Source organism: Aquabacterium sp. (assembly GCF_049274795.1).
Classification (GTDB): domain Bacteria; phylum Pseudomonadota; class Gammaproteobacteria; order Burkholderiales; family Burkholderiaceae_C; genus Aquabacterium.
In genome coordinates, this window is the sequence record NZ_JBASTH010000028.1 from 36,213 (window position 1) to 50,421 (window position 14,209).

Genomic DNA, 14,209 nt, shown 5'->3' on the forward strand with positions numbered 1-14,209 from the left:
GACTCTCCCATGAACATTTCACGATTCTTCGTGAACAGGCCGATCTTTGCCGCGGTGCTGTCCATCCTGGTCTTCATCGCGGGTGCGATCTCCATCTTCAAGCTGCCCATCTCGGAATACCCCGAGGTGGTGCCGCCCTCGGTGGTGGTGCGTGCCCAGTTCCCCGGCGCCAACCCCACGGTGATCGCCGAAACCGTGGCCGCCCCGCTGGAGGAGCAGATCAACGGCGTCGAGAACATGCTCTACATGTCCTCGCAGGCCACGACCGACGGCGTGCTCACGCTGACCGTCACGTTCAAGATCGGCACCAACGTCGAGCAGGCCGAAACCCAGGTGCAGAACCGCGTGCAGCGCGCCCTGCCCCGCCTGCCGGAAGAAGTGCGCCGGTTCGGCGTGACGACCGTCAAGGCCTCGCCCAACCTGACGCTGGTGGTCCACCTGCTGTCGCCCAAGGGCAGCTATGACGACGTCTACCTGCGCAACTACGCCACCTTGAACATCAAGAATCGCCTGGCCCGCCTGAACGGCATGGGCGATGTGCAGATCTTCGGTGCCGGCGACTACGCTATGCGCGTGTGGCTGGATCCGCAGAAGGTGGCGCAGCGCGGCATGACGGCCTCCGACGTGGTGGCCGCCATCCGCGAACAGAACGTGCAGGTGGCTGCCGGTGTGGTCGGTGCACCGCCCGACACCAAGACGCCCTTCCAGCTCTCCGTCAACGCCTCCGGGCGCCTGAGCACGGAAGAAGAGTTCGGCAACATCATCGTCAAGACCAACACCGATGGCGGCATCACGCACCTGCGTGACGTGGCGCGCATCGAGCTGGGCTCCAACGGTTATGCGCTACGCTCGCTGCTCAACAACAAGCCGGCCGTCGGCATGGGCATCTTCGAGGCGCCCAACTCCAACGCGTTGCAGCTGTCGACCGACGTGCGCGCCGCGATGGACGAGCTCAAGAAGGACTTCCCGGCCGACGTCGATTACGCCATCGTCTACGACCCGACGCAGTTCGTTCGTGATTCGATCAAGGCCGTGATCATGACGCTGCTGGAGGCCGTGGCCCTGGTGGTGCTGGTGGTGATCGTGTTCCTGCAGACCTGGCGCGCGTCCATCATCCCGCTGCTGGCCGTGCCCGTGTCCATCGTGGGTACCTTCGCGGTGCTGCTGGGCTTCGGCTTCTCGATCAACACGCTGTCGCTGTTCGGCCTGGTGCTGGCCATCGGCATCGTGGTAGACGACGCCATCGTGGTGGTCGAGAACGTGGAGCGCAACATCGCCAACGGGCTGAACCCGCGCGCGGCCACCATCCAGGCCATGAAGGAGGTCTCGGGGCCCATCATCGCGATTGCGCTGGTGCTGTGTGCGGTGTTCATCCCCATCGCCTACGTGGCGGGCCTGACGGGCCAGTTCTACAAGCAGTTCGCGCTAACCATCGCCATCTCGACAGTGATCTCGGCCTTCAACTCTCTGACGCTGTCACCTGCCCTGGCCGCCGTGCTGCTCAAGCCGCACGATGCGCCCAAGGACCGTCTGTCGCGTGCGATGGACTGGGCGCTGGGTGGCTTCTTCAAGCGCTTCAACCGCGTGTTCGACCGTGCCTCGCACCGCTACCAGGGTGGCGTGGGTGGCACGCTGAACCACAAGGCCGTCACCATGGGCGTGTACCTGGTGCTGTGCGTGGCCGCGTTCTTCGTGTTCAAGGCCGTGCCCGCGGGCTTCGTGCCGGCGCAGGACAAGCAGTACCTGGTGGGCTTCGCCCAGCTGCCTGACGCCGCCTCGCTGGAGCGCACCGACGCCGTGATCCGCCGCATGTCGGACATCGCCAAGTCGGTGCCTGGTGTCGCTGAGTCGGTGGCCTTCCCTGGCCTGTCGATCAACGGCTTCACCAACGCGCCCAATGCCGGCATCGTGTTCTACACGCTGGACGACTTCCACAAGCGCAAGGGTGACCCTGCCCTCACGGGCGACGCCATCGCGGCCGAGGTCAACAAGCGCCTGGGGGCGATTCAAGATGCTTTCATCATGGTGTTCCCGCCGCCCGCGGTGAACGGCATGGGCGCCATCGGCGGCTTCAAGCTCTTCATCGAAGACCGCGGCAACGTGGGCTACGACGAGCTGTACAAGGCCACCATGGCCCTGCAGATGAAGGCCTGGCAGACGCCGCAGTTGGCCGGTGTGTTCAGCAGCTACCAGATCAACGTGCCGCAGCTGTTCGCCGACGTGGACCGCGTCAAGGCCAAGCAGATGGGTGTGCCTTTGAGCAGCATCTTCGACACGCTGCAGATCAACCTGGGCTCGCTGTACGTCAACGACTTCAACAAGTTCGGCCGCACCTTCCAGGTGATGGCCCAGGCCGACGCGCCCTTCCGCAGCAGCCCGGAGTCGATCTCGCAGCTCAAGGTGCGCAGCAACAGCGGCGAGATGGTGCCACTGGGCAGCCTGCTGAAGATCTCCGACAGCTACGGCCCCGACCGCGTGCAGCGCTACAACGCCTACGTGGCCGCCGACATCAACGGTGGCGCCGCCCCCGGCGTGTCATCGGGCCAGGCCAAGGAGATCATGGAGAAGATCGCCTTTGAGACCCTGCCCAAGGGCGTGGGCTTCGAGTGGACCGACCTGACCTACCAGGAGATCCTGGCCGGCAACACCATGATCTACGTGTTCCCGCTGTGCGTGCTGCTGGTCTTCCTGGTGCTGGCCGCCCAGTACGAAAGCTGGACACTGCCGCTGGCCGTGATCCTGATCGTGCCGATGTCGATGCTGTGCGCGTTGGCCGGGGTGTACATCACCAAGGGCGACAACAACATCTTCACGCAGATCGCGCTGTTCGTGCTGGTGGGGCTGTCGGCCAAGAACGCCATCCTGATCGTGGAGTTCGCCCGTGAACTGGAACACCATGGCCGCAGCATCGTCGATGCCGCCCTGGAAGCCAGCCGCCTGCGTCTGCGCCCCATCCTGATGACGTCCGTCGCCTTCATCATGGGCGTGGTGCCCCTGGTCTTCTCCAGCGGTGCCGGATCGGAAATGCGCCATGCCATGGGTGTGGCCGTGTTCGCCGGCATGCTGGGCGTGACCCTGTTCGGCCTGTTCCTCACGCCAGTGTTCTACGTGCTGCTGCGCTTCCTGGCCGTGCGCCTGGAAGGCCGCCGCACCGACGAGCCCCAGACCCCATCTCAAGACCCCGTCATCCAGGAGGCTTGATCACATGATTGCCCTTCGACACACCTTCACCCCGCTGATGCTGGCGCTGGTGCTGGCCGGGTGCGCCACCGCACCCGAGCCGCGCGATGCCCAGCTCAGCGTGCCAGCCGGCTTCAAGGAAGCCGCCACCACCGACGCCAGCGCGGCCAACCAGGGCCACTGGAAGACGGCCCAGCCCTCGGAAGCCGCGCCACGCGGCGCCTGGTGGCAGGCCTTCGACGACGCCACGCTCAACGAACTGCAACAGCAGGCCGAAGCCGCCAACCCCAGCCTTGCGGTCGCCGCGGCCCGGGTCAAGGCCGCCCGAGCCTCGCTGGGCAGTGCCCAGGCCGACCGTCTGCCCCAGGTGGGCATCAACGCCGGCGTGGCACGCCAGAAGTACGCCCCCGCCCAGCAAGGCGCGGCCGAAGGCACCAACCTCCCACCGGGCACGGTGTGGAGCGCAGGCCTGACCGCCAGCTACGAGGTGGACCTGTTCAGCCGCGTGGCCAACAGCGTGAACGCCGCCCAGGCCGACGCGCAGGCCAGCGAAGCCACCTACCGCTCGGTGCTGCTGGCCTTGCAGGCCGACGTGGCCCAGGCCTACTTCCAACTGCGCACGCTGGATGCCGACGTGGCCGTGCTGGAGCGCACGCTGGGCCTGCGCCAGGAAACCGCCAACCTGATCGGCAAGCGCCGTGACGCCGGTGATGTGTCCGAGCTGGACGTGGCCCGTGCCCGCACCGAGCTGGCCACCACGCGTGCCGAACTGCAAGGCGTGCGCGGCCAGCGTGCCCAGGTGGAGCACGCACTGGCCTTGCTGCTGGGCAAGGCCCCGGCCAACTTCGACCTGACGCCCAAGCCCTTGACGGTGGAAGCCAAGGTGCCGGTGGTACCCGCCGGCCTGCCCTCGGCCCTGCTGGAGCGACGCCCCGACGTGGCAGCCGCCCAGGCTCAGCTGATGGCGGCCACCGCCCGCGTGGGGCAAGCCCGCTCGGCCGTGTTCCCGGCCCTGATGCTGACGGCCAATGGCGGCAACGCCTCGTACGAACTGCGTGATCTGTTCGACTGGAGCGCCCGCGCCTGGCTGGTCAACGCCGTGCTGTCCATGCCCCTGTTCGATGGCGGCCGCAACAAGGCCAACATCACGCGGGCCGAGGCCGCGCTGGACGAATCGGTGGCCAGCTACCGCCAGACCGTGCTGGCAGCCTTCGGCGATGTCGAGGACAAGCTCTCGGGCCTGAGCGCCGTGCGCGGCCAGACCGAGTCGCTCGATGAAGCCCTGTTGGCTGCGCGCCGCTCGGCCGAGCTGGCCGACAAGCGCTACCGCGCGGGCGAAGACAGCTACCTCACGCTGATCGACACCCAGCGTAGCCTGCTCGCGATCGAGCGCCAGGCCGTGCAGGTACGCGGTGCCTGGGCCTCCACGACGGTGGGGCTGATCCGGGCGCTGGGCGGCAGTTGGGGTGAGCCCGCGCCGGCTCAGGCTTCAGCAGCGCCAGCCAGCCAAGGCACCAGACCGCTCTGAGCCACGAGCTAACCAGCACACGCAAGGGCCGCTTCACAGCGGCCCCTTTTTTTCATGGCAGGACCGAACCATGCAGCCCGCGCCCCCGGGCTGACACCAAGTGACGTCATCTGGGCTGCCGACAAAAATATCAATTCTTGTTTAACGAAACCCAAGTTTGGGCAAGGGCCTCGACTTGCTTACCCGATAGTGAGGACAGACGCTGGGCCGAACGCTGCAAGCGTTTCGTCTCGTGAGCGAGCAGGCGCTGCTGCTTCAGGTCGAAATCTTTGTAGATGTTTGCGAGCTCAACGACGAGCCGACGCCTGCCTTCGGCAACGTCGGACGTGCCAAGCGACCGCAGGATTTCAGCGGTTTGCCCGTAGGCACTGCGGAGCTTTTTGGGGACGCGTACGCGGCAATAGAGCTTGCCGGATTTTCCGCGAGAGAAGAGATGTTCTGCGACTTGTTTCATGGAGCCTGTAACACGTTTGTGTGTAGCAGGCTGTGTAGCAAGTGCAGTTATATCGCTGAAGCTAAGTGCTTGATTTTGCTTCTATCCCTAGAAGAATCAAGCACTTAGCGCAGACTTGGAAGACGGGTGGGGTGGCTGATGGGACTCGAACCCACGACAACCAGAATCACAATCTGGGACTCTACCAACTGAGCTACAGCCACCATCGAAAGACCAAGAGTATAGCGCGCTTTCGGATCGTTCAACCGCCCGCGGCGGATTTTCCCTCTGCCTTGGTTGCCTCAGCCCGCTGAGGCTTGAGGATCTTGACCTTGTACTCGCGCTGCAGGGCACGCAGATAGGCCTCGGCCTCGGCGCGGGCCCAGTAGTTGGTGAACTGCGCCTGGGTGGCCTTCTCTTCTTCCGGCACGATCTGCAGCGGCAGCACCTTGTTGACCTTGATCAGCGCGACCCCCTCATCACCCAGATCCACCACCTGCCAGGCCGGCAGTTGCTTTTCGGGGATGCGCAGGGCGGCATCCAGCACGGCCGGCGGCTGCGAGAACACCAGGCGGCGCGACATCTGCACCGAGGCAGGCAGGTCGGCCTTGTCGGGCGTTTGCTTCCAGGCGGCCAGCTTCTGCTCGGCATCCTTGCGGGCTGCAGCGGTGGCTTCGCGGGCGATCCAGCGCTCACGCACCTTGGCTTCCACCTGCTCGAACGGCGGCTTGGCATCGGGGTAGTACTTCACGATGCGGGCCGAGATCAGCTTGCTGGGGCCCACTTCGATGGCTTCGGTGTTGCGGTTCTTGCTGCGGTTAGCCGGATCGAACAGGGCCTGCAGCAGGCGGGTGTTGCCCAGCACGCCCTGATCCTTGGCACCAGGGTTGCGCAGCACGTTGGAAGCGCTTTGTACCTGCAGCTTGAGTTCATCGGCCACGGGCTTGAGGCTATCGGCCTGCTCGTAGACGGTGTTGGTGAACTTGTCAGCCGCGTCTGCGTACAGGCGCTGGGCCAGCTGCTTGCGGGCGTCGTCTTCGATCTGTGCACGCACGGCCTCGAAGGGCTGTGCCTGACCGCCGCGCACATCGGTTACTTCGATGACGTGGAAGCCGAAATCGGACTCGACCACATCGCTGATCTGGCCCTTCTTGAGCGAGAACACGGCATCTTCGAAGGGCTTGGTCATGGCGCCACGGCCGAAGAACTCCAGGTCGCCCCCGTTGGCGGCAGAGCCCGGGTCTTCCGAGTTCTTGCGCGCCAGTTCGGCGAACTGGGCGGGGCTCTTCTTGAGCTCGGCCAGCAGCTTCTCGGCCTTGGCCTTGGCAGCCTGACGCTCGGCGGCCGAGGCGCTCTTCTCGGCCTTGATCAGGATGTGGCTGGCGCGGCGCTCTTCGGGCTGCGTGTAGTTGACGATGTTCTGCTTGTAGGAAGCGCGCAGATCATCTTCAGAAACCGTCACGCGGGATTTCAGGCTGTCCAGGTCCAGCAGCACGTACTGCACGTCAGCGTGTTCGGGCTCGCGGAACACCGAGGCCATGGCAGGCTCGTCGTAGAACTTGCGCAGTTGCTCCACGCTGGGGTTGAGTTGAGCTGCGTAGTCCTTGGGCTCGAATTTGCGCCACTGCACATCACGCACCTGGAACAAGGCCTCGACCGCCAGGCGGTTGGCCGTCTTGGAGACGGTGCCCGTGCCTTCAACGCCGCCAACCACCTGACTGGTGGTGATCTGCTGGCGCAGGCGCTCAGCGAACTGCGCCGAGGAGATACCTTGGGCTTCGAGCAACTGGGTATTGATCGTGCCGTTGGCGTTGCGGAACGGCGCGAAATCAGGCGAGGTGGCGAAGATGCGCTGCAGGCGCGCATCAGAGGCGCGCACGCGCTGATCGTAGGCTGCAGCGCTGATGGTGTAGTCGTGCACCAGGGCATCAAGAGCGCGCTGCTTGAACTCGGGCGCGTCGAACTGGGCGGCATCCGTCTCGGGCTGCTGCGAGCGCACGCGATCGGCCATGGTGCGAACAGCGTTGTCCAGTTCGGCCTGCGAGATCTTCTGGCGGCCGACCTTGGCCACGACATCGCCTGACGGGTTGTCGAAACTTTGCACCCCCACCAGGATGAAGGAGGGCAAGATCAGCACGACCAGGATGATCTGGAAGAGCTTGGTGTACTTGCGGACAAAATCGAACATCGCGGGCCTTTGAGGTCCTGTGAAAGCCTGGTGCTTGGCCCTGGGCCGCACCTGTTGTTATGGGCATGGTGCCCAACAGAACAAAGGCGAACCGAGGTCCGCCTTTGCAACGTCTGACTCAAGCGTCTGACACGTTCGTCGCGTACTGCCGTGTGGTGGGTGCTGAGGGGTTCGAACCCCCGACCTACGCCTTGTAAGGGCGCCGCTCTACCAACTGAGCTAAGCACCCGGCAGTTTGAGGAAAGCTTTGTATTTTAGTTCAAAGCATCCTTGAGAGCCTTGCCCGGCCGGAATTTCGGCAGCTTGGCCTTCTTGATTTTGATGGTTTCACCGGTGCGCGGGTTGCGGCCGGTGCGTGCCGCACGCGTGGTGACGGCGAACGTGCCAAAGCCCACCAGCGACACGGTGCCGCCTTTTTTCAGGGTGGTGCGTACGCCGCCGATCACGGCCTCGAGTGCGCGGCCAGCAGCAGCCTTGGAAATATCAGCCTGCTTGGCAATGTGATCAATCAACTCGGACTTGTTCACGAAAAATCCCCTCTGGAAGGTGCCAAAAAACGAGCCTGGTGATGTCTTCGCGGCGCCGGATATATGTGATCGGGCGCCATGCGCGAGACCAACGGGAGAACCCCGCCCTGCCGAACCATTCTATGCTCAATCTTTGGGCACCCCCAGCACCTCAAGGCCGTGGATGCACGCTTGACATGCGGCGCACATTCTGTCTGTGGCCGCCCTGCCTTACTTGGCCTTGGCCACGATGTCCGGAATGGAGCGCTTGAGGTAGTAGGCCATCGACCAGATCGTCAGGCCGCAGGCGATGTAGATCAGCCAGGTGCCGACAGTGCGCGCATGGATGTGCAGAAAGCCGAAATCGCCGTCGTACAGCAGCAGCATGATGGCGACCATCTGGGCGGCGGTCTTGAGCTTGCCCAGCATGTGCACCGCCACGCTGCGCGAGGCGCCGATCTGCGCCATCCATTCACGCAGCGCCGAGATCGCGATCTCGCGACCGATGATGATGAGCGCGACCACGGCGTTGACCCGCCCCAGCTCCAGCAGGATCAGCAGCGAGGCACAGACCAGGAACTTGTCGGCCACCGGATCCAAGAAGGCGCCGAAGGACGAGGTCTGGTTGAGCTTGCGCGCCAGCCAGCCATCGAGCCAGTCGGTGAAGGCCACCACGGCGAACAGGCCGCAGGCCCACAGGTTGATGTCGGCCGAGGGGAGCGGCAGGTAGAACAAACCCACGATCAGCGGGATCGCCACGATCCGCGCCCAGGTGAGCAATGTGGGCAAATTCCAGAACATCCCGGGATTGTGCCTGCAAGCGGCGGTCCGCGCTCAGCGGTCCAGCGTCATCGGCTTGAACTTTCGCTGGTCGTTGAAAAGGAAGGTCTCGTTGAACTTCCAGGGTTTGGGCAGCCGAGAGACATCACCGAACGGTGCAGCGCGGCGCACGGCGGCGATGGCCGTGTCGACCGTGTCCTTGGCCTGACGCGGGTAGCGCATCACCTCGATGCGGCGGATGGAGCCATCGGCGTTGAGCTCGATGGTGAGCACGGGGATGGCCAGCAGGATGTCGGGCGGCTTGCCGGTGTAGGTGCCTTGCGGGTTGGCGGCCACCAGGCGGCGGGCAGCCTGCTGGCGCACCTCGGCCATGCTGCGTGATGGGGTGGGCGCGCCCAACGTGCGGGCCTGGCCCAGGCCATCCTTGGCGGCCTCGCGGTCGACCTGCGCATTGGCCGAGCTGCTGGTGGGCGTGCCGCCCGGGGCGGTGTCGGAGCGACCGGTGTTCAGGGTGTCGCAACCGGTCGCGGCCACCGCCAGGCTGGCGCCGAACAGGCCGCGCAGCCAGCGCCCCAAGCGGGTGTGGCGGCGGGCGACATCTTGCGATCCGGCAAGTTTGTCAGCGAAGGGCACGGTAGATCTCCTCGGCCAGTTCTTGTGAGATGCCATCGACGGAGGCCAGGTCATCGACGCTGGCCTGGGCCACGCCGCGCACGCCACCGAAGCGTTGCAGCAATTTTGCCCGGCGCTTGGGGCCCACGCCAGGGATGTCTTCCAGCTTGCTGCCACCGGTGCGCACGCTGGCACGCTTGGCGCGCATGCCGGTGATGGCGAAGCGGTGCGCCTCGTCACGGATCTGCGCCACCAGCATCAGCGCGGCGGAACTGGGCGCCAGTTGCAGCTTGGGGCGGCCATCGGCGAAGACCAGCTCTTCCAGGCCCACCTTGCGGCCCTCGCCCTTCTCCACGCCCACCAGCAGGGACAGGTCCAGGCCCAGCGATTCGAACACCTCGCGGGCCATGGCCACCTGCCCCTTGCCGCCATCGATCAGCACCAGATCAGGCATGCGTTCGAGCTTGCCACCACCGTAGCGGCGCAACAGCACCTGCTTCATCGCGGCATAGTCGTCGCCGCCGGTGATGTCGTTGATGTTGTAGCGCCGGTATTGCGAGGGCTGCATCTTGTGCCCTTCGTAGACGACGCAGGAGGCCTGCGTGGCCTCGCCCGCGGTGTGGCTGATGTCGAAGCATTCCATGCGCAGGGTGGCCAGGGCATCGCCCTCGGCCTGCGCGTCCACGGCCAGGTCAAGTGCCTCGACCAGGGCACGGGTGCGTGACTGCTGCGAGCCCTCCTCGCTGAGCAGGCGGCTCAGGGCCAGTTCGGCGCCCTTGAGCGCCATGTCTAGCCAGGCACGGCGCTCTTCGCGCGGCTGGCTGACCACATTGATGCGGCGCCCGGCCTGCTGGGACAAGGCCTCCACCAGGGCCGGGTCCACCGCATGGCTGAGCACCAGCAGGGCTGGCGCGCCGCCATCCAGGTAGTGTTGGGCCATGAAGGCCTCCAGCACACGCACCTCGGTGGCCAGGGCCAGGTCGGCCGGGGTGGCGTGGGCCTCGTCCAGCGCGGCGGCTTCATCGGGGGCCAGCACGTGGTCCTGCACGTGCACGGGGAAGTGGGCACGGTCACCCAGGTGGCGGCCACCACGCACCATGGCCAGGTTCACGCAGGCGCGGCCGCCTTCCACGCGCACGGCCAGGATGTCCACGTCTTTCTCAAGCCCCGTGTCCACCGACTGCTGGTGCAGCACCTTGGACAGGGCCGCGATCTGGTTGCGAATCTCGGCCGCCTTCTCGAACTCCAGCCGGTCAGCGTGTTCCATCATCTGCGCCTGCATGATGTCGAGCACCTCCTGCTGCTCGCCCAGCAGGAAGCGTTCGGCCTGGCCCACGTCACGGCGGTAATCATCAGGGGTGATGAAGTTGACGCAGGGGCCGCTGCAGCGCTTGATCTGGTAAAGCAGGCAGGGGCGCGTGCGGTGGTTGAAGACGGCGTCTTCGCAGGTGCGCAGCAGGAACACCTTCTGCAACAACTGAATCGTTTCCTTCACCGCCCAGGCGTTCGGGTACGGCCCGAAGTAGCGGTGCTTCTTGTCGACGCCGCCCCGGTAGTAGGCCAGGCGCGGGAACTCGTGCGAGGCGATCTTCAGGTAGGGGTAGCTCTTGTCGTCGCGGAACAGGATGTTGAAGCGCGGCTTCAGCATCTTGATCAGGTTGTTTTCCAGCAGCAGGGCCTCGGCCTCGCTGCGCACCACGGTGGTCTCCATGCGCGAAATGCGCGAGACCATGTGCCCGATGCGCGTGCCGCCGTGGTTCTTCTGGAAATAGCTGGAGACACGCTTCTTCAGGTCGCGCGCCTTGCCGACGTAGAGCACCTCGCCCTGGGCATCGAAGTAGCGGTAGACGCCGGGCAGGCCGGGCAGCGCGGCGACCTCGCCGAGCAGGCGCTCCCAGATGGCCTCGCGGTTGTCCACTGGTGGTGCATCGGGCTGGGCGTCGGGCAGAGAATCGGGTGCGTCGGCGGGCATGCCGTCGCTGGCGGAGACCTGGGTCATGGCCGCGAGGATAATCCAGCCATGCGCTGGGACATCTTCTGCAAGGTCATCGACAACCACGGCGACCTGGGGGTGTGCTGGCGGCTGTCACGCGACCTGGCCGCGCGCGGGCACACCGTGCGCCTGTGGCTGGACGATGCCGCGGCCCTGCACTGGATGGCACCGGAAGCCGCGCCTGAGGGCCCGGGGCACCCCGGCATCACCGTGCTGGACTGGCCTGCCAGCGATGCGTCGCCATCCCAAGCCTGGCCAGAACCCGGCGACGTGGTCATTGAGGCCTTCGGCTGTGACGTGCCCGCCGGCATCCTGGCCCGCATGCAGCGCCCTGCCCCGCCCCACTGGATCAACCTCGAATACCTGAGCGCGGAAAGCTATGTGGAGCGCAGTCATGGCCTGCGCTCGCCGGTGTTCAGCGGGCCCGGTGCCGGGCTGCTCAAGCACTTTTTCTACCCTGGCTTCACCGGGCGCACCGGCGGGTTGCTGCAGGAGCCGGGGCTGGCCGGCCCGCGTGATGCCATTCAAGACAACACCGCGGCACGCGCCCAGGCACTCGCAACCTTGGGCGTGCCCTGGCAACCTGGTGAGCGTGTGGTCTCGGTGTTCTGCTATCCGGGCGCACCTGTACAGGCCCTGTTGCGGCAGCTTGGCCAGTTGTCGCAGGCCTCGGGCCCGGTCAACACGCATGTGCTGCTGACCCCAGGCGCCGCAACGCGGGAAGCCCAGGCCTTGCCAACCGCCCCCGAGGGCCTGCGCCTGCACCCACTGCCCTACCTGCCCCAACCGGCCTACGACACCCTGCTGTGGGCCTGCGACATGAACGTCGTGCGAGGTGAGGATTCCGCCGTGCGTGCCCTGTGGGCCGGCCGCCCACACGTCTGGCACATCTACCCGCAGGACGACGGCGTGCACGAGGGCAAGCTGCAAGCCTTCATGGACCGCTGGATGGCGTCGTGGCCCCCAGCCCTTGCCACCGATGTGCAGACGCTGTGGCGCGCCTGGAACGGCCTGCCCACACCAGGCGCCGGCTTGAACGCCCTGGACGCGCTCTGGCCGCCCCCCGCCTGGGCGCTCTGGCAGACGCAGAGCCTGCAATCCCGCGAGGAATTAGCGCGTCAGCCCGACTTGGTGACCCAACTACTTCAATTCGTCACCGCGCCGGGTTAAAATCGAAGGCTGTTCGCACTTTTGGTGCGCCAAACCTATGCTTTCGGGAACCCACCCATGAAACTCGCTCAAGAAATCCGCGCCGGCAACGTGATCATGCAGGGCAAGGACCCGATGGTCGTCCTCAAGACCGAATACAGCCGTGGTGGCCGTGGCGCCGCCACCGTGCGCATCAAGATGAAGAACCTGCTGAACGGCGCTGGCGCCGAACTGGTCTTCAAGGCCGACGACAAGATGGACCAGATCGTGCTGGACAAGAAGGAGTGCACCTACTCCTACTTCGCCGACCCCATGTACGCCTTCATGGACGCCGAGTACAACCAGTTCGAGATCGAAGCCGAAAACATGGGCGACGCGATCAACTACCTGCAAGACGGCATGGAAGCCGAAGTGGTGTTCTACGACGGCAAGGCCATCTCGGTCGAACTGCCCACCACCATCGTGCGCGAAATCGAGACCGAGCCCGCCGTCAAGGGCGACACCTCCGGCAAGGTCATGAAGCCCGCCCGCGTGGTCGGCACCGGCTTCGAGATCCCCGTGCCCCTGTTCGTGGAATCGGGCGACAAGATCGAAATCGACACCCGCACGCACGAATACAAGAAGCGCGTGTGAGCGTTAATTTCCCATGATGAGAAAAGGCCACCCTGCGGTGGCCTTTTTTTGTGCACTGCAGCACATTTGCGACAATCTCGCGCACACCACCTAAAACATGGCATTCCATGGGCCGAGTGGCGCATGGTACGGTGGTGATTCGAGAGGGAGAACACACTGAATGCAGGACGCCTCGATGACCATTTTGCTGGCAGAAGACCAGCAGGGTTCGCAGTCTGGACTGGGTCAAGCGCTCAGCCAACTGGGCCACCGCGTGCTTGAGGCGAGCACGGCTCGTGAAGCCCTCACCCTGTTCCAGACACAGCGCCCGGACCTCGTGCTGGTCGACGTCGGCCTGCCCGGCGGCGAAGACGGCTATTGGCTGGCCCGCCAGGTGCGCGATGCCGAAGGCAGCCGTTGGACACCGATCATTTTCGTCTCCGGCCAGGAGCATGAGCTCAGCCTCTGGGAAGGCATCGAGGCCGGCGGTGACGACTACCTGATCAAGCCAATCTCGCCCGTGGTGCTGCGCGCCAAGCTGCATGCCATGCACCGCCTGCTGCACATGCGCAACCAGTTGATCGCCGCCACGGAAGAGTTGCGCGCCGCCAACGAGCGACTGTCGCACCTGAGCTTCCATGACGACCTGACCGGCCTGGGCAACCGCCGCAGCTTCAACGAGCGCCTGCACACCCAGTTGGGCCAGTGCCGGCGCGAGCACAAGCCGCTCACACTGATCCTGTGCGACGTGGACCACTTCAAGCGCTTCAACGACAGCATTGGCCACGTCGAAGGTGACCAGTGCCTGCAGAACATCGCGCGCCTGATGCGCCTGGTCTGCCGGCGCCCGACCGACTTCGTGGCCCGCTATGGCGGCGAAGAGTTCGGCATCATCCTGCCCAACACGCCCAAGGCTGGCGCCATGACTTTCGCGCGTGCGCTGCAGAGCCTGGTGCGCACACGCGGCCTGCCGCACCCTGATTCACCCGTCTCCGAGCACGTGACGCTATCAGGCGGCATCACCACCGTGATGCCGGACGACGACACCACCGTGCAGAGCCTGATCATGCGCGCCGACGAAGCGCTCTACGCCGCCAAGGTGCAGGGGCGCAACCGCTTCTTCAGCTTCGAGATGCAGTTGGACACCAACGAGCACCTGCAGCAAGGGCTGTGGGCGGTGAACAGCGGGCTGGGGCGCCTGACCGAGGCCTGATCGGGGCTCAGTCAA

The 14,209-nt window shown here is 65.3% G+C and carries 11 protein-coding genes and 2 tRNA genes; 5 read left to right on the forward strand and 8 right to left on the reverse strand.

From position 1 onward, the window contains the following. The first annotated feature begins 9 nt into the window (after positions 1-9). The gene (locus WAQ08_RS04200) at positions 10-3,201 is read left to right on the forward strand and encodes an efflux RND transporter permease subunit (RefSeq protein WP_422189382.1); all 3,192 of its coding nucleotides are present in this window, start codon (positions 10-12) and stop codon (positions 3,199-3,201) included. Positions 3,202-3,205: 4 nt separating this feature from the next. Continuing rightward, a complete protein-coding gene (locus WAQ08_RS04205; protein WP_422189383.1) occupies positions 3,206-4,708 on the forward strand; it encodes an efflux transporter outer membrane subunit in 1,503 nt (500 codons plus the stop codon). Positions 4,709-4,838: 130 nt separating this feature from the next. On the opposite strand, the gene WAQ08_RS04210 is transcribed toward WAQ08_RS04205, so the two are convergent. The 8 genes from WAQ08_RS04210 to uvrC all read right to left on the reverse strand — a co-directional run bounded on the left by WAQ08_RS04210 (position 4,839) and on the right by uvrC (position 11,226). Continuing rightward, positions 4,839-5,162: a DUF6538 domain-containing protein gene (locus tag WAQ08_RS04210; RefSeq protein WP_422189384.1), complete on the reverse strand. Its 324-nt coding sequence runs from the start codon at positions 5,160-5,162 to the stop codon at positions 4,839-4,841. 127 nt (positions 5,163-5,289) lie between these two features. Beyond that, positions 5,290-5,365: transfer RNA gene (locus tag WAQ08_RS04215), tRNA-His, on the reverse strand. Positions 5,366-5,403: 38 nt separating this feature from the next. After that, positions 5,404-7,329: a peptidylprolyl isomerase gene (locus tag WAQ08_RS04220; RefSeq protein ID WP_422189385.1), complete on the reverse strand. Its 1,926-nt coding sequence runs from the start codon at positions 7,327-7,329 to the stop codon at positions 5,404-5,406. Positions 7,330-7,482: 153 nt separating this feature from the next. Beyond that, positions 7,483-7,558: transfer RNA gene (locus WAQ08_RS04225), tRNA-Val, on the reverse strand. 25 nt (positions 7,559-7,583) lie between these two features. Next, complete coding sequence (locus WAQ08_RS04230; protein ID WP_422189386.1) at positions 7,584-7,856, reverse strand: HU family DNA-binding protein; 273 nt, start codon at positions 7,854-7,856, stop codon at positions 7,584-7,586. A gap of 210 nt (positions 7,857-8,066) precedes the next feature. After that, positions 8,067-8,636 (reverse strand): CDP-diacylglycerol--glycerol-3-phosphate 3-phosphatidyltransferase, encoded by a 570-nt coding sequence (gene pgsA / locus WAQ08_RS04235; RefSeq protein WP_422189387.1) that lies wholly within the window; start codon positions 8,634-8,636, stop codon positions 8,067-8,069. Between the two features lie 33 nt (positions 8,637-8,669). Continuing rightward, on the reverse strand, positions 8,670-9,248 hold the full coding sequence (locus WAQ08_RS04240) for a hypothetical protein (protein WP_422189388.1): 579 nt from the start codon (positions 9,246-9,248) through the stop codon (positions 8,670-8,672). Beyond that, positions 9,235-11,226, reverse strand: a complete 1,992-nt coding sequence (gene uvrC / locus WAQ08_RS04245) for an excinuclease ABC subunit UvrC (RefSeq protein WP_422189389.1) — start codon at positions 11,224-11,226, stop codon at positions 9,235-9,237. Before uvrC ends, WAQ08_RS04240 begins: the two co-directional genes overlap by 14 nt. Before the next feature lie 21 nt (positions 11,227-11,247). Here uvrC and earP point away from each other — a divergent pair, with 21 nt between their 5' ends. The 3 genes from earP (at position 11,248) to WAQ08_RS04260 (ending at position 14,194) form a co-directional block, all read left to right on the forward strand. Continuing rightward, positions 11,248-12,390 carry an elongation factor P maturation arginine rhamnosyltransferase EarP gene (gene earP / locus WAQ08_RS04250; protein WP_422189390.1) on the forward strand — a complete coding sequence of 381 codons (1,143 nt, stop codon included), beginning with the start codon at positions 11,248-11,250 and terminating at the stop codon, positions 12,388-12,390. A 57-nt stretch (positions 12,391-12,447) separates the two neighbouring features. After that, entirely contained in the window at positions 12,448-13,002 is a 555-nt protein-coding gene (efp, locus tag WAQ08_RS04255) for an elongation factor P (RefSeq protein WP_422189391.1), read from the forward strand. 175 nt (positions 13,003-13,177) lie between these two features. Continuing rightward, on the forward strand, positions 13,178-14,194 hold the full coding sequence (locus WAQ08_RS04260; protein ID WP_422189392.1) for a GGDEF domain-containing response regulator: 1,017 nt from the start codon (positions 13,178-13,180) through the stop codon (positions 14,192-14,194). Positions 14,195-14,209: the final 15 nt, after the last annotated feature.